The following is a 19,448-nucleotide window of genomic DNA, read 5'->3' on the forward strand; positions in this document are numbered from 1 at the left end:
ACATTTGAACCGGATCACTGATTTACAATTTATGCTACAGGTAACGATCATATTCCATCTCAAAGAGGAGAACTTTATCGACTAAGAGGAAAATTCCACCTTCCTTGTTTCGGAGAAGAAATTCTGGAATTCTGTCTCCATCCAAATCAGAAAAATAAGGCACTGGATTGGCCTGGGTGACCTGAACAGTAATGGGCATTTCCTCTTTTTGAAATTTCGGCATTTCGGCGTTCCCACATTTCTGAGAAGCAATCCCATCTTCTTTAGAACCTAAAAACAGGTCGAAATCACCATCGCCATCAATATCGTAAAAGGCGGGTAACTTTCTGTCTGCCCCTTCCCACTCCTTCAAACACAAGTTGCTCGGCCAACTCAAAATTTGGAGCCCTTGTTCGCTACCTATTTTCGAAGTACACCACTCCTCCCCGAAGAACCCACGGCGTGTCGAGGTCACCCCCGTTCATCAAGATGAACAAGTTCGGCACGGCGTTGTTCCCCTGGGCAATTCGACAAGTGTCTTCCACCAGCTCAAAAGTTCCGCCGGTGTTTTGGTAATACGCTACGCCGCCTCGCCATCTTCCGATCAGCAGATCGTCCAGCCCGTCGTTCTCGATCGGCTATAACGCCGGTGCATCATGGTAGGCTTCAGGCAGCTCAGACATGCCGGTTTGATGAAACTCAGGGACTTTTTCTGACCCCTTATTTTCATAGATATAAATAATGGACGTATTTCATTATCAGGATCTATTTTATTGCGCAGGCGTAGGGTCTTGATCTCCATCACCGTCCATATCTCCGGTCGTAAGTATGCTTTCATTCCCGACATCAAGGGTGCTTAAAAACTCTTTCGTTTGTCGCAATTTCGAAGTCACCATTGGCCTGCTGTTCGTAGAAATAGAAATTTTCGGCCAGGGTTTGATTGGCGTTGTAGGCCCAGCCAGCGCCCAGGAAGAGATCGACATCGCCGTCATTGCCCCAGTCGGTAAGTGTTGAGGCATTATAGCCGCTGGTTTGAACCGGATCATTTTCGGGAAACGGACGTGGTTCACTCTGGAAATCGGGATCGGTGGGATCACCTTCATTTTCGAGCAACAACACACTGGGCTCAGAGAATCGCCCCGAATATCCTGATCGCCATATTGATCTATATCCATAAAAGCCATTGTGGCTCCGTGCAGCGTCCCAAACTGCTTCACGATCTCAATGTTCTCAAATTTATCGGTCACCAGTTCAAACTGTCGAATTGTAAGGTGTCATTCCAGGCCCACTGATTCATAACGGGTCAGTGTTCCCTCTAATCGACCTATGAACAGATCCAGGTTTCCGTCATTGTCAATATCCGTGACGTTGGGAATATTTTGCCGGTCCCGGAGAAAGGGGCTCTCCGTTTACATCCCGGAGTGAATCGGCTGCCAGCACGAACTTCGGTTCCTTCGCATTTCCTTCGTTTTTGTAATAGCGAATGTAGCTGTACGGCTGCTCAAGATCAGATCTAAGTCTCCATCCTGATCCATCTGAGAGCGAACGAGAACCCACTCTCCTGTGTGGAGATCCTGAAATTTATTTGTCTGCCATTTTAAGGGGACTTCACTGGCATAATTGGTGTCTCAAAGAATTTCAGGTCATCCGTATTTCCTTGAACAAACAGGTCGGGATCGTGGTCATCAATATCCACAAACTGTGGACGAGGGGCGTTGATCCCAAGGAATGGGAATGAGATCAGCGATCCGGCTTCATCATATACTGGAAATGGGTTCACCTGTTGCTGGTAGTTTTGGAATGATGAATCCGTTGAATCACCCGTAGTTTTAAAAAGACTACAGCCGGTAAAAAGCAGGGCGAAAGAAAGTATAAGTATGATAATTCGCGTTGTGTAGATTTTCAATATCTTCTTAACGCATTTGTTCCAATTCCGGAAGCGTGTTCCCGCTCGATGACTTTCACAATGGTATCGGTTTCCGTGTTTATGACAGTTACCGTTCCGGCAAAATCTGAGTTTCCGTAGCCTGGTTGGGATTGTAGGTGCCGTCCGATATCTTGCTGGTGATATAGAGAAATTTCCCATCCAGCGAAAGCGCTGCGCCATGGGGTTAAGCCAGTCCCTCCCTTCGATCACGGCTTCCACACTGCGTGATTCCATCTATAACTGAAACGGTGTGATCCTGTTTATTGGCGATGACATTCTTGCATGGGCGAGAACGCAGGGATGCAGGGCTAAGCGCCGCCGATGCTTGCCAGTCATTTGGGGGAAAGTGGTTCCGTAATATCAAACAACAGATTACAAAACCGCGACAGCTTCCCGCAATAATCGCGACCAAATGCTTTTCCCTTAGTCGTAAGTTACTTAACCTAATTGATATACTGGATCTCTAGTTCTACTGAGGCTTGACCTTCACTCACTTCGCAGATATTCAATTATCTTTCACTCTTGTTTACTTGACCTTGAGCATAGTAGACCATAAACTCCTTCTCCTCGTCTATCCAGGTAAGCTCTGTCATGTCCGATAGATCGACGGCATGAATTATGGAGCTGAATGCAGTCCTGTTTATAATCGATCATTGCTCCAGATAATCCTTAGGGACTATTTTGCGTGGAGACTGACAACAATTCCGTCAGAAGACCAATCCTCGGCTTTTTGCCAATTTGATCCATCATAGTAATCATGCCTGGATCGTAGTTAATGCGTGAGAACGTCATCTATGAAGGCCGTTTCTGACTCATTATTGAAAGATGTTTGCCCATTTCAGTCATTCCCTATGTACTTAATCTCGTCTAATTGGGCATCAATGCTGACGGGACTATCAAATCAGCATCATGGTGTCAACGCTCAGAGGCAGATGTTTGTCGCCAGCATGCTGAAGGATGATCTCATGAATAAAACTGCCTGCGAAGGGAAGCTCTTGGTAAAGGTAAACTCGATTGTTTCGAGCTACACCTCATCTCCACTGTCTTCCGTTTCGGTGAGCCCTGATAAATTAGCATCCCATGCATCATTTTGCAAATAAACAGAATCGCCATGCCAGCAAAGAGGTTCGCTTCACATATGCGACAGTTTGCCGTATGATCTCCCGGTGTTTGATTCTCAATCCAGTTGACTACCTAAATCCTGTGAACGAATGGTATCTCCGGCACCATGTAGCCAAGGCAATATCTAAAATAGCCTTTGTTGCTCATCTAATGCCGCTGCACCCGTGGCAAAAGAATTTCAGACGATCTGTACAATCGATCCAGATCCTGTTTCTTCCCAATCATCCGGAGTGCCGTTAGTCCAGTTGGCAAAGTTTGGATTATCTGTAATAAAATATACGTTAATGAGTTCTACCAACTTATTGAGGCCGGAGAATTCCATGTCCTCTGTGTCTTCAGCTCTTAAAAGAGGACCGTTGGATGAAGCCGAATAGGATCTGACTCGTAAGTGCTCCATGATCCACCTTCACACCGTGCCCACGTAGCCCAGTTATTAAGCGGTGCGCTGGGCTATATACCATTCTCCATCCTGCTGCCAGATCTAAAGAACGTTTTGAAATGATTAAGCACGGCCATTAAAACATCATGTTTGGAGGAGACCTGATGTTATCAACAAGTCGACGGAAGGATCTGCAATTGCTAAACTTCTTTACCCAGAACGTTCCTACAGACTGATAGTGCTTATATCGAAAAAGCACCCGTACAAGGGGAGCGATAAACCAATATCACCTAAAATATCATAAAAGAAATCACCCCAACTGAATGGGGGATGTATAGTCATTCTCCTGTGATTTTAGGACGCTGAGACCATCTGAAAAGACAAATGTGCGGATTTCTGTTGCTCAGAACCGCGAAGGCATGAAGCTTGACGTTGGGAATCAGTACAAAACGCGTTGTCCGTTATCGATTTTAACATAGTATCTACCAGGGGTGAATGATTTGAAAAGGTCGCGATAGTAATTTATCGCGCTGGCGGAGATCTGCAGCTGAATCTCTCCGCGTAGATGAGTGGCAAAGGGCTCCGTGCGCCTTGCCTGAACAAATCTCATCCTTTACAATAAAATCTTTTTGCGTTGGCTGGGTTTGCAGATGTGAAAGCTCATGAAATTTCACCGAATAATCACGGGATTCATATTTGCGATATGCGATAATAAAATGCAGTTTGAGCCCCGCTTCCTTTTTCACCCATTTGGAGCATGCGCTCAAACTCCGAGATGTTCAATTCCACCTTGCGTTCCATGCGCTCCATGCGGTCGGTTTGGCGCTCAATGGCTCGTAAGATGTCGCGATTGTCTGCGGGTTGAACCGTCACTGATCCACGGCCTCCGGTATCGGGAATAAATGGCCGTGAGCGATTCATGCGCTCCATAGCTTCCACATTCTTATTGGTGATGACATTCGAGCCTTTGGGCAGGTAGGTGATCACCTCGTTTTTGTGAACCTTGGCCATACCGCCTTCGTAATCATCTACGCCTTTGTTGAATTTCGGGTATCTGGTTGAACAAGTGCTGATATAGCAGCTACCGACGCCCGGCCGGACGGCTAATGCTGTAAAAGGAGAACGGAACCGTACTCAGTATCGTTTGCAATCTGAAGCAGCAACGGCTTCTGGCAATGTCTTAGCTTTGTATGGCGCCGTAAGGACCTGCTCACGAACAGCATTCCCAATATCAGCCAGGCTCTTGATCTGATCACTTGGCCATTGATTGGCATACAACGCTATTGAGCTTGCTGAGCGTTCATGAGGCTCTTCGTATTTCTCCTTCAGGACTGAATCTCATCGCCCATAGCGATTGAATAACCAGTCGGCAATCAGATATCGATCAGTCATTCAGCTGTTTTCTGCATTGCGAAATTAACGTCGTTGGTATGATCTTCCAGCACGGAAGAAACTGCCTATATACTGTGTCGTCAATCTCCGTTGCATTGCGTGCGCATCAATTGGCATGATCAATCTCTCTCAAAGTGGATGCTTCCGATCATTTACAGTACTAATCAACATCCAGTCGATTATCAGGCTTAACATCGTGCGAATCAGCTATTCTCAGACATTTCTGCCTTGTATTGGAACTCAGCTTATGCTCGTTCATTAGTTCAGCACAGTGATTTGAGCTTCTTGATGATATTTTCACCAGCTACAGTTTCGGCTTCGATCGAATACTTTCTGCAAGACTTTATTCCAGTGCATCGCCTCCTACATATCTCTATACTGCATAATAGACTTCAATTTCAATGAGCTTGGCAATTTCTGATTTCCTTTTAAAGTTCCCACGTGATTATTCTCTGAAAGAGCATCATATTTAGGTTTTGTCTTCCTTAATGTTCTGAGCTCGTATTCTAAATAATTGTCGGCCTATGTTATATTTCAATATTCATTCTGCAGTTCAGATCTACGCTATAATCCAGCTTGCTCATACCTTACTCACATCTTCATTGACAGCGTGCATATTACCGGCTTTATCAAGCATGCCATTTCTTTTGAGCACGATCAGCATTCAACCTCGCGACTTATATCGCTTCAACAATACGTTGATGCGATGTCAACTTTTGCTCAACGCGCTTTGACATGAAGCCATACCGTTGAGCCTTCACCAATCAGTACTCGGTCTAACTCTACTGGCAAGCATTTATGCCATTAACCGTCAGCCCATTAAGTTCCTGGAAAGCGCTTGATCAACTCATTATCAATGGCGTTAGTCAACCGCTTCGCAGGCCGTCTCAAACGTCTTGCATCTGAACATTCAACTGCTCCTGCGCCACATTACTATCCGTCACCTTCTCCGTCATTTCGCCCACGGCATCGGCGTTTTTGATAAGGATCTGGGCGGCGGTGATGGCTTCACGTCCGAAGAGTTTCTCTCAGGCAGCGGAGTCTTCCAGGAGTGGGTTCGAGCTTGTTCAGTGTGGCTGACAGTCCGTCGCTTTGCAATGTCCACGCCTTCAATTCCTGCCTCGGCAAGCTTGGCAGAATTGTTCAGCGTAAGGAATCACGTTCCGCAGCTGCGTACCGGCCTGGGAGCCCGGTGAATGGCATTGGCCGCCAGCACCTGAACGTGGAGGCGTTCAGCGTCCTCAAATGCAGATTAGCCGCAGCCGGCTACCGATACCGACTTCACTGGTAGGCATCCGCCTGATCGCGCCACCTCAGCCGCTCCAAATTTGGAACCGGCGGCAATGGAATTAATGAGCCGTTCGGTCTCGGAGGCGGGAAGGTTGAACTGGTTGATGGCCGTGGTGAGGGTACGAACGGACGTGGCCAGATCTACACCGGCAGCCTTCTGTAGCACCACGGCCTGCTCGCTCACTTCCTGCAGCTGTTGGAGTCCCTCGGCGGTGCCGAAGTCGATCTTCTCAGCCAGTTGCGAGGCTACCAGCTTATTCGCCTCAATGATGTTGTTAGCGGCTTCCCCGTACTTCACGGAGAGATCAAGGGCGTTGGAGGAAAGTTCGTCGAGTTGGTCCCCGGTGATCCCTGTAATAGCTTCGAGGTCGGCAAGGCTGTTTTGGTATTCCTTGCCCTTTTCCATCATGCGGTTGAAGCCCATAACCACCGCGCCCGTGGCGGCAACGGCTATCCCGGCCAGACCTGCTTTCCCGAGGTTCCGCATGGCAGAGCTGCGCATATTGGCGAAGGAACCGGAGGCGTTTTTGGAGGTCTTTTTGGTCTGACCTTCCATCTCCTTCAGCTCGCCGGTGAACTCCTTCACATTGCGTTTTGCGCCTGCTGTGGCAAATACGACCGATACTTTAATTTCTTCTTTTGCCATCTCAGCTTACCAGTTTATGGATGTAGGTTAGCGCGATCTGTCGGCGGGTGGAATGGAACAGGTCTTTTTGCTCGGCACTGGTTTCAGCAGCACGGAAGGCGAGGTACTCCCAGTGGTTCATCTCTTCGTTAAGTACTTCCTGCGTTTGCATCTTCCAGATCTGTTGGGGTTCCTGTTGCTCATTAAATCGATCAGGGCTGAGGGTAACTATCGGCGAGCTCCAGTATCTTCTCAGCCTCTGAATAATCTTTTACTGAAGCCCGTGAAAATCCCCGTATGCCCTCTGGATCTCACTGAAATTCAGCTCGTCCGGGTCCGTGTTGGCGGCGTCGAAATCCTCGAACAGCGCCTCGGCCAGTCCCAGCCAGTACTCGGCAGTGGTGATCGCCTCCGGCGGGTCCACATGCTCATCCTTGTGCCGCTTGATGATGTTCTGCAAGTCAGTGTGGGTCTTGCCTGGATCTTCATTGTTCCGCTCCACCATCTGCGCCAGGGCATCCACACTCACGCGGACATCCTTGCTCAGCTCCGGGATCTTCTCCTCGGGCTTCCACCGTTGCATCTCGCAGATCTGCTTCTTCTCCTGCAAACTCACCCCGGCATACCGAACCTGCAGTTCATGAATCTTCCGCTCCCGCGCCACAGTTGTAGGAGCGAGGGTTGCGTTTTGCTTTGCGAGTGGGTTGTACGTCTTCATATCTGGTTTAAATTTTTGGTTAAGTGTGGTGGTTTTTCGGTGATAACGAGGTGTTGTCTATCTAAGTAATTGCGGTAACTATCCACTCATCAAACTGTATCCTGCTTTTGCTGTCAGAAGTCGGTCGATGAGCCAACTTGCCCCTGGCGTACAGCTATACTCCAATCACTCCAATGCCGATCTTCTGTCTCATTAGCCATGTCTTACATATTTTTTATCGTGAACGGACAAATGTTGCTATATGTTCGATAGGTGTCCATAGATCTTTTGAGTGGGCGTTCACGGTTGGTAAAGTCCCCATGCGGCACCTTCGGGCATTCTGCGGCGATCATATGAGCATATTGCACCCTGCTAACCTACAACATTATTTGTCAGTGAATAGCCGCAATACCGTGCCAACATTGTTATCATAACAATCGCCTGACACTATCTATCGTGGCAGTATTTGTAACTCTACCGAGTCCGTGTTCTCAGTCCACCACATTCTGGATGCCCCATCTACCATATTAGTTGGCGTGCAAACAACGCTATTAGAAACAATTAAAACTAAAGCATCCGTAGTAAAGTCATGCTATTTCGTATATACACGCGTCTTGCTGCGTTTTCAGGTATAAACCTAAGCAGCTATTCCTACCAACATGTATGATGCCATCATAAGCTAACGCCCTCATTTTCGATATATTCAAATTGCTGTAACATTATCAGATAGTGTGCAGAGTTCGGTCGATCCGTTTGCTCAAGCCTAACACCCAAAGTGTTCTATAAAATACATGTTTGATCAGCTGAATTTACTCATCGGGTGAAGTCTTACGACTTGCGTTTAGTAATCATATCGATACCTGTAGTTAGCATTTGTTGCCGATCTGCAGTTAAGCCCATACATCACCATTGACTATACAGTACACCCCATCAAACTTGATGAGCTGTTTAGTAACGATACTAAATCCATAGAACTTGTCTACCGTGTCTACATCCAACATCAGTATCTACTGAATCCATGTAAAAACAGCCCCCTAGTCCTGTCAATTAGTTGCTAGCTCCAACTTGTCATAGCTTTCCATCGTTCTAAAGCCCAGAATTGTGGTCCGAGATCGTTTGATTCCTACGCCGTGAATCCATATGTACCAGTCTTTATTGGCATGAAACAATTAGGAACTGTATATAATTTCAGGTTCTTGAACGTGCATCTAACAGTACTCTATTAATACTTGTCTTCATCGAATAATCCCTACTGAGCTAATGTTCCTGCTTCACGCCCTCCATGAATAGACATTCCAGAGTCCATCCTCTCAGCCTCTATTGAGTACAACATTCCTTTAGAACTACACTAGAGGGTATAAACTGTCAGGTCCGTCAGCTACAACATGTCTGATGCATCTGAATCCAAACCATCATCTGTGTATAATCACGTAGTCTCATACCATGTAACAATCAGACCTTCAGGAACACTCTTTTGGCACTTCCAACGCAATCCAGCGGTTATATACTGCCGAACCACTATGCGGTTTCCTCAGAGTAGCTGTAATAAAAATCACCTCCATTTCCAGTCATCCATCAATTCATGATAACCGTTGGAGCGTGAGTAGCTGGCCTCATCGTAGCAGGATATCAACGCTGTAGACTTGAGTTCGCAGTGTGGCTTCACTACCAACCCTGATAATGAGGCCTTATCATCAACATACTTCTTCAGTAGTAACCGGCTCAGAGAAATCTTCCCAAGCTCCAGTAGCAGTTGAAAATCTAATCAACTGAAATTTATCCCCGTCTTTTAGAATAATAAGAGATGTCCCCGTTATCTTCTCCATTTCCGGTGGCCGGTTTTACGGTGAGATCATCATCCCCGGCAAAGCCACGCTGGAAATTAACAGGCCCGTAAGCGTTGGCAGTGGCAACCGCACTATCCAGTTGGTCAATCGCATCCTGCACCTGCTGGTCATTCGTTTGCGAGGTTATTCAGACCATGCAGCCAGATCATCTTAGCAGCGTTGTACGCATCAATCGCATCCTGAATCGCACTCTTTTTCTACTTCTACGTTTGCCATCTTATCTAAGCCGTTTCCAGTGTTACAGTTTCTATGTTAATTCCCATCCAGGTGATGCTTCCGTCTGCGCCTACCTGGGCCGGCGGGAAGTTCCTGGCGGTTACGCCGTCTTCATCCTCACTGATCCCCACAAATCCCTCGAGCTTTTCCCGTCTGCCATGATCCAGAAGCCGGGTGTTTTTTCGATCGCGAGATCATCGCCCTGGCGGCGCATTTCGAGTCGGGTTCGGTTGCGGCCTCGGGCAGGTAAATTTAGCGGGTTCAATGACGCGGATGGTGGAGCTTTCATCCCAGAAGATATAGTCCTGGTTTCCATACACCACCGCTTTCAGCAGGGTTCGAGTTCCGGGACCACGTGCGGAGCTGCTCCATATCTGCATCGTCCATGAAGCCGATCAGAGGCCGGGCACAGTCTTCGATCCACACCACGTTGCCATCCAGATCTTCCTCGGCAATGCCTTCCATATTGAAGTCACTGTCCTGCGTGAGCTTCCGGACGGTCACGTACTCGGTCTCGTCCGCAGCGTTGTACAGGGTGGCGCTATGTGCTCCGTTATTCCCGATTCAGCTTACACCGAACTCTTCACAAACCGAGCATTAAAGAACGCCCGTGTTCGGGTTGCAAATTGCTTGGGCTCGCTTACGATGACGGAGAAGCCTTCGTCCCAGTCGCCCACGTTGCCCTCAGCGTCGGTGAAGCGAAGATCCACTAAGCCGTCGGCCAGCATCTCCGTGCGGAGCGCGGCTTTCTTGCTGGTGTCATAGACCTGGCAGTTCGTACACGTCCTGCTTGCCTCCGTACACTTCGCCGCCATCGGCTGTTTCTTCCTGTGCGGTTTCCGGTGAGTGTGAAGAGTCGGTCTTCAGTTTCCCAGGTCGGCTGAAGGATACCTGGCACCTACCGGCACCAGTCACTTTCGATATTCGTTTTTTATGCCAAAATCCCATGATTGCTCCTTACTTAAATGAATGTTCGCACAAAGCGGAAGTGGTACTTCTGCCGGGCGCGTGGTTGAAATAGTTTTGGTTTCCTGCAGCTTCACGGAAAAGCCCTCCTCAACCTCATCGGCTTCGTTGTCGTCCAGGCTGCGGATGCGTAGATCCACCATCTCATCGGCGTCCTGCTTCGCTTTCAGGGCGGTGTATTGCGACTCCGAAAAGCTCTGCACTTCGTACACTTCCTGCGTGCCGCGCGTACAGTTCCTGAGCCGTCAGCTGGCTTCTTCCTGTGCGGTTTCCGGAAGTGTGAAGCTATCCGGTACCAGGGGACCAAGATCGGCCCAGACCGGTGATGCCTACGGTTGAGTCTTCAACCCAGTCAATTCGTTTTTTGCTATACTTTCCCATGATAATTAGGTCTTAAGAGTGATAGACCACCGGCGTGAAGTCGGTGATCCTGAAATAGTTTCCCGCCTGGATGGAGCGCGACCTTCGCCACACTCCGTCGCCATCGGCTTGATTGCCATACACGCCTCCCGACGTGTTGGCTTCAATGGTTTCAAATTCGTTGATCGCTGTTTGGGTGGTTACAAATCCCGCGTGGCCATAAATCGTATTGCCTTTGCGCCAGATCAGCACCGTCCCCGGTTCAATATCCACCGTGCCGCGTAGTACCTGTTTGGCGCTAATGGATTGATCAGTGATAAAGTGTGAAGCTAAACCGGATCGCACTTCAGTGGGATATTTGATCCCTTCGGTTTCATCAAGAGTAAAGCTTATAAAGGCAGCGCAGTATGGATTGCCGGCTTGCAGTCCGACCGATGCCAGAAAGCGTTCCACCTCCGGCCCGTCATTTTCCCCGGAGAGTTCCGTGGTCCCGACATACGTTTCAGCCAGTTCCAGGTGCGGCACCTGTTCACATCAGCCTGTTGCAATATCTTCGTCTGACAAGTCAAGCGTCCATGTGTTTCAGTTGAATGTTTCTGAATGCTGATCGCTGACAGCTGATCGCTCAAAATCGGCACAGCCGACACTAAGCAACAGCAATACAGGCAGCAATAATAATCGCGTGTGAAAGAATAAAGATCGCATGAGCTATGTTTCCTTTTTTGATTTCGGTTATGGTGTCCACCTCTCGGAGAACAATTTTATCGTAGGCAATGAAAAACGAGACGCCGATCACCGCTTTACCCAGGGCAGCGGCAAAGCCGGAGAACTCCACAAACGTGTAGAAGGTCCACCAGATAGCAGACTGCCGTAAGCAGGATGGTGATGATGAAAAACAAAGGGGTTTTAAGGCGTTCAGCTATTTTCATTATCCCGGTCCTCTTTGAATGCCTGTCCTTTGTCTCTGGCGTTGCGCCATTGTTGAGCCATAAATACAGCGGTAGATAAAGCAGCTATGATGGAGGCGATCAGGGATATGTTTTCCAGCATTATGCTGAAGGCCGTCCCTGTAATTCCTATCGTTGCTTTAATGGCCGCATTTGCTCCTTCCTGAAAAGACATTCGATATTGGTTTGAGGTTAAGATTCTGATTCCGTCAGCTTATCGTAAGCCGCTTGCAGTTTCGCTGATAGCCGGCACGGGCTGGCTAAGTCCTCGGCGCTGTTGATCGTACTGCAGGTGCTCAAGGATCGCTTTCTCCAGATCCGCCCAGCCTTCAGCCGGTACGTTCTTGGGATCGGCTTTCAGTACTTCCGCAGCTTCAAGCAGTTTGGCTTCGTTCTCACGAGGCTTCTTACTCGTTCCGCGCAGACTGTTTTCAAATTCCAGCACTTCATCCACCGCATCCTTGGTGGTTTCAAAAACCTTCTTATCCACCTTCACGGTTTCAATCTCGGAATCAGCATCGGCATCGCTTTCACTTTTGCCTTTTGCCTTTTCACTTCCGGATCTTCAGTCAACTCAGCCACTCGTTTATCCGCAGCCTCACCAACAGTCTTTCGATCGTCGCCTTCAGCAAGTGCCTTCACATCTTCCACGGACTCAGCCGCTTCGATCTGCTCGATCACTTCCTTAGCGGTTAATTTTTCTTCACTCATTTTCTTTCTCCTTTTGTTTTAAAAAGAGCCCCCGGCTTTTACACCGGAGGTTCTCGATATGATGACTTCAGCGTGTCGCAGCGGTGAAGTTAGATCTTAATATTTCGTACGCGACGGATAGCGCGTTTGCGCTTGATCTCGTTTTTGGCGCGGAACTCGAAGGAAACACCTTCCTGCATTTCTCCGCTCAATTCGCCATGATCGTAGAACGCCAAGCCCGGAGTTGGTGTTGACGTTCCAGTGAGCCTTCGCGGTTGCTAACCAGCGTAAGATGGAAGTCGTTTCACGCTACCGGAGTACCGGCGTTATCATCTTCTGTTTTCGTGATCACATCATCATCCACATGTACAATGTCGAGGCCGTTGCATCTGGTCAACCAGGCTTGCCGAATTCATCCACTCCCTGACTGTAGCTGTGGAACTTGCGGGCAATGGTCGCCAGGCGAGCAGCCATACTGTCGTTACACAATCAACAGCGTTGCGCTCCTCTAACTTCAGTCTTCCATCTTCTCAAGCTGCTCGAGGAACTTGTCGTAGTTGTTTGCAGTGGTAAGATCGAAGCTGTCTCGCTGCAAGACCGTGAGCCTGTAAGCGCATCAATCACCATTGATATTCCAAGACCGGGAACGTTGCGTTCCGTCCAGGATAGCAGCGATACCTTCCATACGTGTTGGTAGATCCGTCACCGGCAATGATGCAGCTTTTCGATCTCATCAGCGGTATCGAAAGCTGCGTTCGTCCAGTTCGTCATCGTACCACTGCATCCATGTCGATACCAATACCGAGTTCACGATCGCGCTTGATAAGTCATGTCGTACTTCAGGTAGAAACCCGTGGAGCGCCAACTCACCGGCTAACAATGCGGCTGGATCGAGATCCTCTCCGCTGTAGTTCGCGTTCTTGGCGCGTCCGGCCAGCGCTTGACTTCCTACAGCATGGGCGGTATTGATGCTCAGTCGCCTCTGATCTTGAAAGTTCATCATCATCCGAAGCAGCAGTGAGTACTCTCAATCACTTGTGTAATGAAGCCGCTGGCCGCGCTCAGTAACGGCTGGCTGTAGCTTGTGCAGTTGCTTGAATAATGTCCATAATATTGTGTTTTTTAGCTTTGATTTAGATTTATTGCCGTACGGCGTTCAGTTTATTCTTGGGGTCCACGGCCACTTTCTTACGTGGTCTTAACCTGCCGGCATTCAGCGCGTTGGCTCTTTCGATTTCGGTTTTGCACCATCGTTACTTACCTTTCAGCGCACCTTCAGGGATTAATTCCGGAGTGGCTTTCAAGTCGTCGGGATTTACCTCTGCTAAGCGTTCTGCCATGCCTTTTTTACTGGGCAGCCTGAATCTTGAAGTCTTTCACAGCTGCTTCCAGCTGCGGCTTCTACCTGCTTGTTCAGCTCTTCGCTTCCTCTTCCTCTTCAGAAGGGAGTTTGCTCTTTCGGCTTCTTCGAGATCCGCCTTCAGCTTGGTAATTTCTTCGTCTTTCTCGTCGATGGTACCTTTAAGAGCTTCGACTTTTTCTTTCTTCGCTTTCAGGTCAGAAGACAGGGTCTTTGCGGAAATGACAACATCGGCTTCGTCAGCAGTGTCGCCCAGGCCGAATATCGAGGCTCTGAGTTTTTCTATCCATGTTTTTGATTCGCTCATAGCTTGAACCTTTGGTTTGGTTTAGTGTTAGATTCGGATTCGGACGACTTGCCGCCGCCTTCGATTTTAAATTCTTTTGGCCGCTGCTCTTTGTAAGCATTGGCGGCTACTTTGTAATCCACCTTGGCATCCAGCGTTTGCTCTACCGTCTTTGATCTCATCGATAAAGCCAAACTCGAGTGCTTCCTGGGAGTTCATGAAAGTGGTGTCCTGCATCATGCTGTCGGATAGCATCTTCACTCATGCCGGTTTCTTCGGTGTAGATTCTCACCATGTCGTCGCGGGTCTTTTTCAGGAAGTCAACCAGTGCCTGGCCTTCTTCAACCCGGAACCAGTCCGGCTGCATCTCGGGATCGTGGATCATGTACTCAAAAGGAAATTCATTCCCGATCACCTTATCACACGCACAGGCCACAAGCGTTGCGGCGCTGTCGCACATGTATTCGATGTAGCAATCGGTTGGACCTTTATGGTCTTTGATGATCCGGTACAAGCTCATGGCAATGCGCGGATCTCCACCGGGGGAACTCATGCGAACGGCAAGCGGAGCATCATCGCCCATCTCGCTGATCTGCCAGCGCAGGTATTCTTCGAACATGTCGTACTCGGTGATCACCCCGTAAATTTCAAGAATGATGGTCCCGGCCAGCGCCCGTATGTTGAAAAAATTACTCATCGTCAAAAGCTCCAAGGTTGAGGGTTAGCACCACGGCGTTGAGGGCGGGGAAGAATTCCCCCTGAATATCTTCGGAAACAGGAATAGGCACGCCGCCAACGGTGATCGTTTCACCCCGCAGCGCGTTAATGGTCCAGTCGATCAGCACGGCCATCTCACCGTAGGTCTTCTCCTGGTTCAAATTGTTTTTGTCAAAAAGAATGATATCTGCACTGAACGTGCCGGAAAGCAGAGCGCCTTCAATATCATCGGCGTTCAGGTTGAATTGATTGGAGAGATTCACATACAGCGCAGGCATGTTCCGAACCAGCTTCTTACGGGTTCTCAAACTGTCCGCCGTAGGCTTCAATTACTTTCGGGGCATTGGCAGGCGTGGCTGTTTTTGCATCGTCAAAAAGCGTAACCAGTGCGCTTTGTATTCCGGAGATCATATCAGACATGGTTGTGATCCTCCGGGCCGTTTAATGAATTTCGGTTGAACAGGCGCGGGTTTGATTTGAATGTACCCTTGGCTTCAACTTCTTCTTCGGTCTCTGTTCTCAGGTCGTACATTCCCTGGGCTATTTTCTCCAGGTCTTTTTCCAGCAGCTTCCAGTCGGCACGCTGATCTTCACTCCATCCCAGTTCCTTATCCCGTTCCAGGATCAGGTAAGCGCCCTCGATATTCAGTCCATTCAGAAAAGCATTGGTTTCATCGAAAGGCAGTTTAGGATAGTTCACCCGCACGGCATTGTCGATCCGGTTGCCGAACTCGTTGATCGCCTTAGTCACACGGGCGGCGTTGATACTCTGCCCGGTAGAATCCCCGGTCAGCTCAGCGAGCCGCTCAGATCCTTTGCGATCTACAATGTCTTGTTGGTTACAGTATGCCATTTCGTGCAGTTGTTTTAATTAACTGCACCAAAGATGAGGAAGGTTATTCAGCTTAAAAGGGGAAATAGGCTATTTCCCCTTTAGTTTGTCGGGGGGTTGACGAAGTTTGAGGCGAGCCAATAAAAACGAACTTCGAACGCGATGCCTAAGACCTATGATGAGACCGTAAAAGCCACTGCCCGCACGTACTACGTGCTTTTGGGCATGAGCGCTGAACAAATTTCTGCAATTTTATCGACCAACGGCAACTACCATTCTCCGGTGGGCCGATGAAGGCGGGTGGAATGAACAGCGCCAGCTGCGGAATTCATCCAGCCTTCAGATCGGACTTCATGCCATGTGGCAGATCAATGAGATCTACCGCCAGGCGAAGGAACGCGGAGAGCTGCTTTCCTCTAAAGAAGTGGACCAGGTGAGCAAGCATCGCAAGATGATGGAGGGGCTTAACAAAGACCTTTCATTCGTTTCAAACGGCATTGAGGCGATGGGCTTGTTCATGGAAATGCTGCGGGAGAAGGACGAGGATCTGTTCAACGCCGTGGCCGAATACAGCATGGAGTTCACCCAGCAACTCGCTGAGAAATTCGGGGATCTGTAATGGCTACACGTTCGGCTCAACGTAAAGTACAGGATCAACTCGAAGCCTTTGTCGAGAAGCTTTCCAAACAGACGGCTCCTTTTTCGGATACTTCCAAAGAGGCCCAAAAGGAACGCCGGGATAAAACCCTGGGGAACATCGAGGAGTTTAAGAAGACCTACGTTCCGCACTATGTGGATTCGGAATTCGGCGGTCTTCCACAATGATCTGGATGCCATGATGCAATATCCGGAGCAGGCCTTGTTTCCGGTTCATGGTCCGCGCGAACATGCCAAGTCGGTGCAGTGCCGGCTCAATGTTATGGAAGGGGTGATGAACGGGCGCATCGAATACTGGGTGTTTGGGGCTGAGAAAAGTTCAGTCAGGCGTGGCAGCACATCGAATACATCAACGCGGATCTGGTTCATAACGAACGGATCAAGCAGGATTATGAAGTGAAGGTGAGCCGGGCGGATTCCATCAACGGGATCTACCAGGCACGGATCACCCACAAGGCTACGGGCAAGCGAAACAACTTCCGGCTGCAGGCGCTTTCGGATGAGACCTCCGGGAAAGGATTGCTCTTCATGAACCTTCGTCCGCAGGGTGCGCTGGTGGATGATCTCGAAACCACCAAGGAAACCCTCAACCCGGCAAACGGAAAAAAGAAACTCGATTTTGTACTGCAGGAACTGTACGGTGCCATCACCGGACCGCTGGTTTGGCTGGGGAACATGGGGCGAAAGACCTCCGCTTTGCATCAGGGCTTTGAGCACATCTACGAAAACGAGGAGGAGCTGAAGGAGTTCAAAACCAAAGGCTCACCGCCCGGATTGTTTGCCAAGGCCTGCGCCAAGAACGGCGGCAAGCTGAATACCAAAGACGGACTCGAGCTCATGCGCGGGTTCATCTTCAAAGCCGAATATCCCGACGGCTCCAAACTGTGGCCGGAACGCTTTGGCTCAAAATGGTACGCTTCCAAAACGCCGCACCCTTGGGATACCGCTATGAGGGAGAGTACAACGGAAACCCGATCGCACCCGGCAAGATCTTCAAGAACTTCCCGCGCTATACGAGAGAAGATCTCGACCGCGCCCTGGAAGAAAACGGACTGGTGGTTTTCAGCTGGTTTGATCCCGCCTGGGGACGGAGCAAAAACAGTTCCTACAAATGCTGGCCGGTGGTGGCTTACGATGGCCACTTCTTTTTCATACTGGATGGATACTGCAGGCAGGGAACCGCTATCAGTGAAGCGATCGACCGGTGGTATCAAGCCTTTGACAAGTGGGCACCCTACGGATTGAAGGACGGAGGCTTTGAAAATACCTTTGCGCAGGATCAGCGGTTCAACCAAGATCTGGAACTGGCGGAAGAACGCCACGGACAATTCCTGAACGTGCGCGGCTACGATAACAAGGGGCAGAAGGAAGCCCGCATCGAAAGCATGGAGGGGCTGTTTGATCAGGAGCGCGTGCTGTGGCCGAAGAACCTGAACGAAGACCTGCAGACCATCAAAGACCAGCTGGAAAACTATCCCGACTCGCCCTACCTCGATGGCCCCGATGCCCTCGAAGCCTGCATCAACCATGTGAAGCGACGATTCAAACGCGGCAAAACCGAAGTTAACGTTCAACAAAAAAGAAGATACTCAAGGAGCAGACGATGAAGCATCACCAACCAAAATTACAGGCTGTGAAGAACGGGACCACCGTTTCCAAACCGCCCACGCGAGCATACCCAACCATTTCAAAACATGTAACCCCTTCGGATTTCCGCACGGCTTTCCGCGCAGCGCAGAGTGGAAACCCCGGACATCTGTTTCAGATCCTTGAGTTTTTCTACAAGCTGGATGACGAGATCCCGGCGGCCATGCAATCCCTGAAGTCTGCTTTGCTGAGTGAGCCTTTCGTGATCACGCCCCAGGATGAAAACGACAATGAGTCGCTCCGCCAGCAGGAAGTCTTTGAGCATCTGTTTGAACGGCTCGATATTCAGGGCCTTGCCGATGAATTGCTGGACGGCCATTTCTATGGCTTCAGCGCGGTCAACATTCCTCCGGAGGCGTGGGAGGCTCAAACCGTGGACGGGCGAACCTACCAGCTGCCGACCACCTACGAGGTGATTCCCCGCGAATGGATCTATGCCAAAAAGGAAGAGAAGTCGGACGACTGGAATACCATCTACATCGGTGACGAACCGTACTACACCTACGCGCCCGGATCAGTGATGCTGTTCAGCCAGAAGAAACTCCCGAGCTACAAAGACATTGACTTTACGAGCTTCGGAACGGGCGTGGCCTGTATTCGCCTGGCAACCTTCAAGTACTTTGATTATGAGGATTGGGCGGCCTTCAACGAGGTGTTCGCTACGCCGCTGATCCTTGGGAAAGTAGGTCCCGGTGGAGATCGGGACACCGTGCAGAAAGCCGTTAACGAAATGGGCAACGCCGCACGCGCTACCGTGAACGACGGAGACACCATCGAGTTTCCGCAATCGAATCAGCCGGGCAGTGTGGATGCGTTTGAGCGGTTCAGTGAGAACCTGAGCAAGGGCATCGCCAAGATCATCAAGAGCGAAAGCCTGACCGATAACATGGGGAGCTCCGGAAGTTACGCGGCCATGTACACCACCAACGGCATCAGGGTTGATGTGGCGAAGAAGCTCAGACGTCAATTGATGCAGATCTTAAGGCGTCGGTTCATCCTTCCTATTGTGGAGATGAACTTCGGTGGGAAGATCCTTGTGGATATCGACCTGCATATTGAAGGAGTGGAAGACCAGGTACAGGAAGTGCGCGTGATCGATACGCTGCTGAAGCACATGGACGGAAGCGCCAAACACATCCGCAACAAATTCAACTTCCCCGCCCCGGATTCCGAAGATGAGGAAGACACCATCTCAAGGCAGAACAACGCGGCAACCTTCGGCTTTTAATTCAAAATTCAAAATGTAACTAATCACCATTCAACTAATTCTCACCTTATGCAAACTGACTTCAGTCACTCAATATCGAAAAGCGACGCCGTCGACCGGATCACTAAGAAGCTCAAATCCGCTGTGGATGATTCTGTGAAGCAGAGGGGATATCGACTCAGCCGGGGCGCAGATTCAGAGCATTATTCTGCTGCGGACCAGCCGGGGGAAATACCTCACCAGCAAGACCGGGGGAACGGCTCAGAAACGGCAGTACAAATCCGAGAGCTGGAAGAAGAAGCGTG

General features: G+C 49.5%; 27 protein-coding genes. 6 read left to right on the forward strand and 21 right to left on the reverse strand.

Annotation, left to right across the window (positions count from 1 at the left end):
• Positions 1-34: 34 nt before the first annotated feature.
• The 11 genes from U5K34_RS00005 to U5K34_RS00055 form a co-directional block, all read right to left on the reverse strand.
• Complete coding sequence (locus tag U5K34_RS00005; protein ID WP_322566510.1) at positions 35-352, reverse strand: hypothetical protein; 318 nt, start codon at positions 350-352, stop codon at positions 35-37.
• A gap of 473 nt (positions 353-825) precedes the next feature.
• Positions 826-1,098, reverse strand: coding sequence for a hypothetical protein (locus U5K34_RS00010; protein WP_322566511.1), 273 nt, complete (start codon positions 1,096-1,098; stop codon positions 826-828).
• Positions 1,099-1,576: 478 nt separating this feature from the next.
• Entirely contained in the window at positions 1,577-1,885 is a 309-nt protein-coding gene (locus U5K34_RS00015; RefSeq protein ID WP_322566512.1) for a hypothetical protein, read from the reverse strand.
• A gap of 2,212 nt (positions 1,886-4,097) precedes the next feature.
• Positions 4,098-4,418 carry a hypothetical protein gene (locus tag U5K34_RS00020; RefSeq protein ID WP_322566513.1) on the reverse strand — a complete coding sequence of 107 codons (321 nt, stop codon included), beginning with the start codon at positions 4,416-4,418 and terminating at the stop codon, positions 4,098-4,100.
• 1,633 nt (positions 4,419-6,051) lie between these two features.
• Complete coding sequence (locus U5K34_RS00025; RefSeq protein WP_322566514.1) at positions 6,052-6,735, reverse strand: phage tail tape measure protein; 684 nt, start codon at positions 6,733-6,735, stop codon at positions 6,052-6,054.
• Position 6,736: 1 nt separating this feature from the next.
• Complete coding sequence (locus U5K34_RS00030; protein ID WP_322566515.1) at positions 6,737-6,886, reverse strand: hypothetical protein; 150 nt, start codon at positions 6,884-6,886, stop codon at positions 6,737-6,739.
• 99 nt (positions 6,887-6,985) lie between these two features.
• Positions 6,986-7,297 carry a hypothetical protein gene (locus tag U5K34_RS00035; RefSeq protein WP_322566516.1) on the reverse strand — a complete coding sequence of 104 codons (312 nt, stop codon included), beginning with the start codon at positions 7,295-7,297 and terminating at the stop codon, positions 6,986-6,988.
• Positions 7,298-9,759: 2,462 nt separating this feature from the next.
• Complete coding sequence (locus tag U5K34_RS00040; RefSeq protein ID WP_322566517.1) at positions 9,760-9,939, reverse strand: hypothetical protein; 180 nt, start codon at positions 9,937-9,939, stop codon at positions 9,760-9,762.
• Positions 9,940-10,043: 104 nt separating this feature from the next.
• Positions 10,044-10,289, reverse strand: coding sequence for a hypothetical protein (locus U5K34_RS00045; protein WP_322566518.1), 246 nt, complete (start codon positions 10,287-10,289; stop codon positions 10,044-10,046).
• 96 nt (positions 10,290-10,385) lie between these two features.
• Positions 10,386-10,652, reverse strand: a complete 267-nt coding sequence (locus tag U5K34_RS00050) for a hypothetical protein (RefSeq protein ID WP_322566519.1) — start codon at positions 10,650-10,652, stop codon at positions 10,386-10,388.
• Positions 10,653-10,833: 181 nt separating this feature from the next.
• A complete protein-coding gene (locus U5K34_RS00055; RefSeq protein ID WP_322566520.1) occupies positions 10,834-11,325 on the reverse strand; it encodes a CHAP domain-containing protein in 492 nt (163 codons plus the stop codon).
• Between the two features lie 178 nt (positions 11,326-11,503).
• Here U5K34_RS00055 and U5K34_RS00060 point away from each other — a divergent pair, with 178 nt between their 5' ends.
• Entirely contained in the window at positions 11,504-11,674 is a 171-nt protein-coding gene (locus tag U5K34_RS00060; protein ID WP_322566521.1) for a hypothetical protein, read from the forward strand.
• Positions 11,675-11,715: 41 nt separating this feature from the next.
• Here the strand turns inward: U5K34_RS00060 and U5K34_RS00065 are convergent, their stop codons facing one another.
• The 10 genes from U5K34_RS00065 to U5K34_RS00110 form a co-directional block, all read right to left on the reverse strand.
• A complete protein-coding gene (locus U5K34_RS00065) occupies positions 11,716-11,922 on the reverse strand; it encodes a hypothetical protein (RefSeq protein WP_322566522.1) in 207 nt (68 codons plus the stop codon).
• A gap of 39 nt (positions 11,923-11,961) precedes the next feature.
• Positions 11,962-12,243: a hypothetical protein gene (locus U5K34_RS00070; RefSeq protein WP_322566523.1), complete on the reverse strand. Its 282-nt coding sequence runs from the start codon at positions 12,241-12,243 to the stop codon at positions 11,962-11,964.
• Positions 12,240-12,458: a hypothetical protein gene (locus tag U5K34_RS00075; RefSeq protein ID WP_322566524.1), complete on the reverse strand. Its 219-nt coding sequence runs from the start codon at positions 12,456-12,458 to the stop codon at positions 12,240-12,242. The genes U5K34_RS00070 and U5K34_RS00075 overlap by 4 nt, the downstream gene beginning before the upstream one ends.
• Positions 12,459-13,170: 712 nt before the next feature.
• Positions 13,171-13,443: a hypothetical protein gene (locus tag U5K34_RS00080; protein ID WP_322566525.1), complete on the reverse strand. Its 273-nt coding sequence runs from the start codon at positions 13,441-13,443 to the stop codon at positions 13,171-13,173.
• Positions 13,444-13,813: 370 nt separating this feature from the next.
• Entirely contained in the window at positions 13,814-14,104 is a 291-nt protein-coding gene (locus U5K34_RS00085) for a hypothetical protein (protein ID WP_322566526.1), read from the reverse strand.
• Positions 14,101-14,265: a hypothetical protein gene (locus U5K34_RS00090; protein WP_322566527.1), complete on the reverse strand. Its 165-nt coding sequence runs from the start codon at positions 14,263-14,265 to the stop codon at positions 14,101-14,103. The genes U5K34_RS00085 and U5K34_RS00090 overlap by 4 nt, the downstream gene beginning before the upstream one ends.
• Positions 14,262-14,780 (reverse strand): ATP-dependent Clp protease proteolytic subunit, encoded by a 519-nt coding sequence (locus tag U5K34_RS00095; RefSeq protein ID WP_322566528.1) that lies wholly within the window; start codon positions 14,778-14,780, stop codon positions 14,262-14,264. The genes U5K34_RS00090 and U5K34_RS00095 overlap by 4 nt, the downstream gene beginning before the upstream one ends.
• Positions 14,773-15,078 (reverse strand): hypothetical protein, encoded by a 306-nt coding sequence (locus U5K34_RS00100; RefSeq protein WP_322566529.1) that lies wholly within the window; start codon positions 15,076-15,078, stop codon positions 14,773-14,775. The genes U5K34_RS00095 and U5K34_RS00100 overlap by 8 nt, the downstream gene beginning before the upstream one ends.
• Before the next feature lie 16 nt (positions 15,079-15,094).
• Entirely contained in the window at positions 15,095-15,220 is a 126-nt protein-coding gene (locus U5K34_RS00105) for a hypothetical protein (RefSeq protein WP_322566530.1), read from the reverse strand.
• Complete coding sequence (locus tag U5K34_RS00110; protein ID WP_322566531.1) at positions 15,213-15,653, reverse strand: phage protein Gp36 family protein; 441 nt, start codon at positions 15,651-15,653, stop codon at positions 15,213-15,215. The genes U5K34_RS00105 and U5K34_RS00110 overlap by 8 nt, the downstream gene beginning before the upstream one ends.
• Before the next feature lie 337 nt (positions 15,654-15,990).
• Between U5K34_RS00110 and U5K34_RS00115 the strand changes: the two genes are divergently transcribed.
• The 5 genes from U5K34_RS00115 to U5K34_RS00135 all read left to right on the forward strand — a co-directional run bounded on the left by U5K34_RS00115 (position 15,991) and on the right by U5K34_RS00135 (position 19,164).
• The gene (locus U5K34_RS00115; RefSeq protein WP_322566532.1) at positions 15,991-16,251 is read left to right on the forward strand and encodes a hypothetical protein; all 261 of its coding nucleotides are present in this window, start codon (positions 15,991-15,993) and stop codon (positions 16,249-16,251) included.
• Positions 16,251-16,457: a hypothetical protein gene (locus U5K34_RS00120; RefSeq protein ID WP_322566533.1), complete on the forward strand. Its 207-nt coding sequence runs from the start codon at positions 16,251-16,253 to the stop codon at positions 16,455-16,457. Before U5K34_RS00115 ends, U5K34_RS00120 begins: the two co-directional genes overlap by 1 nt.
• 228 nt (positions 16,458-16,685) lie before the next feature.
• A complete protein-coding gene (locus tag U5K34_RS00125) occupies positions 16,686-17,534 on the forward strand; it encodes a hypothetical protein (protein WP_322566534.1) in 849 nt (282 codons plus the stop codon).
• A complete protein-coding gene (locus U5K34_RS00130) occupies positions 17,531-17,896 on the forward strand; it encodes a hypothetical protein (RefSeq protein ID WP_322566535.1) in 366 nt (121 codons plus the stop codon). Before U5K34_RS00125 ends, U5K34_RS00130 begins: the two co-directional genes overlap by 4 nt.
• Complete coding sequence (locus U5K34_RS00135) at positions 17,893-19,164, forward strand: phage portal protein family protein (RefSeq protein WP_322566536.1); 1,272 nt, start codon at positions 17,893-17,895, stop codon at positions 19,162-19,164. Before U5K34_RS00130 ends, U5K34_RS00135 begins: the two co-directional genes overlap by 4 nt.
• Positions 19,165-19,448: the final 284 nt, after the last annotated feature.

Origin of the sequence: Thiohalophilus sp. (assembly GCF_034521165.1) — a bacterium.
Lineage (GTDB): Bacteria > Pseudomonadota > Gammaproteobacteria > UBA6429 > Thiohalophilaceae > Thiohalophilus.

Coding starts and splice junctions, on each gene's coding strand:
- U5K34_RS00035 (WP_322566516.1), bottom strand. CDS start 7,297: ATGCAACGGTGGAAGCCCGAGGAGAAGATCCCGGAGCTGAGCAAGGAT.
- U5K34_RS00075 (WP_322566524.1), bottom strand. CDS start 12,458: ATGAGTGAAGAAAAATTAACCGCTAAGGAAGTGATCGAGCAGATCGAA.
- U5K34_RS00065 (WP_322566522.1), bottom strand. CDS start 11,922: ATGTCTTTTCAGGAAGGAGCAAATGCGGCCATTAAAGCAACGATAGGA.
- U5K34_RS00090 (WP_322566527.1), bottom strand. CDS start 14,265: ATGAGATCAAAGACGGTAGAGCAAACGCTGGATGCCAAGGTGGATTAC.
- U5K34_RS00085 (WP_322566526.1), bottom strand. CDS start 14,104: ATGAGCGAATCAAAAACATGGATAGAAAAACTCAGAGCCTCGATATTC.
- U5K34_RS00105 (WP_322566530.1), bottom strand. CDS start 15,220: ATGTCTGATATGATCTCCGGAATACAAAGCGCACTGGTTACGCTTTTT.
- U5K34_RS00100 (WP_322566529.1), bottom strand. CDS start 15,078: ATGCCTGCGCTGTATGTGAATCTCTCCAATCAATTCAACCTGAACGCC.
- U5K34_RS00060 (WP_322566521.1), top strand. CDS start 11,504: ATGAGCTATGTTTCCTTTTTTGATTTCGGTTATGGTGTCCACCTCTCG.
- U5K34_RS00025 (WP_322566514.1), bottom strand. CDS start 6,735: ATGGCAAAAGAAGAAATTAAAGTATCGGTCGTATTTGCCACAGCAGGC.
- U5K34_RS00030 (WP_322566515.1), bottom strand. CDS start 6,886: ATGCAAACGCAGGAAGTACTTAACGAAGAGATGAACCACTGGGAGTAC.
- U5K34_RS00045 (WP_322566518.1), bottom strand. CDS start 10,289: ATGGCGGCGAAGTGTACGGAGGCAAGCAGGACGTGTACGAACTGCCAG.
- U5K34_RS00115 (WP_322566532.1), top strand. CDS start 15,991: ATGTGGCAGATCAATGAGATCTACCGCCAGGCGAAGGAACGCGGAGAG.
- U5K34_RS00120 (WP_322566533.1), top strand. CDS start 16,251: ATGGCTACACGTTCGGCTCAACGTAAAGTACAGGATCAACTCGAAGCC.
- U5K34_RS00020 (WP_322566513.1), bottom strand. CDS start 4,418: ATGGCCAAGGTTCACAAAAACGAGGTGATCACCTACCTGCCCAAAGGC.
- U5K34_RS00110 (WP_322566531.1), bottom strand. CDS start 15,653: ATGGCATACTGTAACCAACAAGACATTGTAGATCGCAAAGGATCTGAG.
- U5K34_RS00080 (WP_322566525.1), bottom strand. CDS start 13,443: ATGATGATGAACTTTCAAGATCAGAGGCGACTGAGCATCAATACCGCC.
- U5K34_RS00040 (WP_322566517.1), bottom strand. CDS start 9,939: ATGGAAGGCATTGCCGAGGAAGATCTGGATGGCAACGTGGTGTGGATC.
- U5K34_RS00095 (WP_322566528.1), bottom strand. CDS start 14,780: ATGAGTAATTTTTTCAACATACGGGCGCTGGCCGGGACCATCATTCTT.
- U5K34_RS00135 (WP_322566536.1), top strand. CDS start 17,893: ATGAAGCATCACCAACCAAAATTACAGGCTGTGAAGAACGGGACCACC.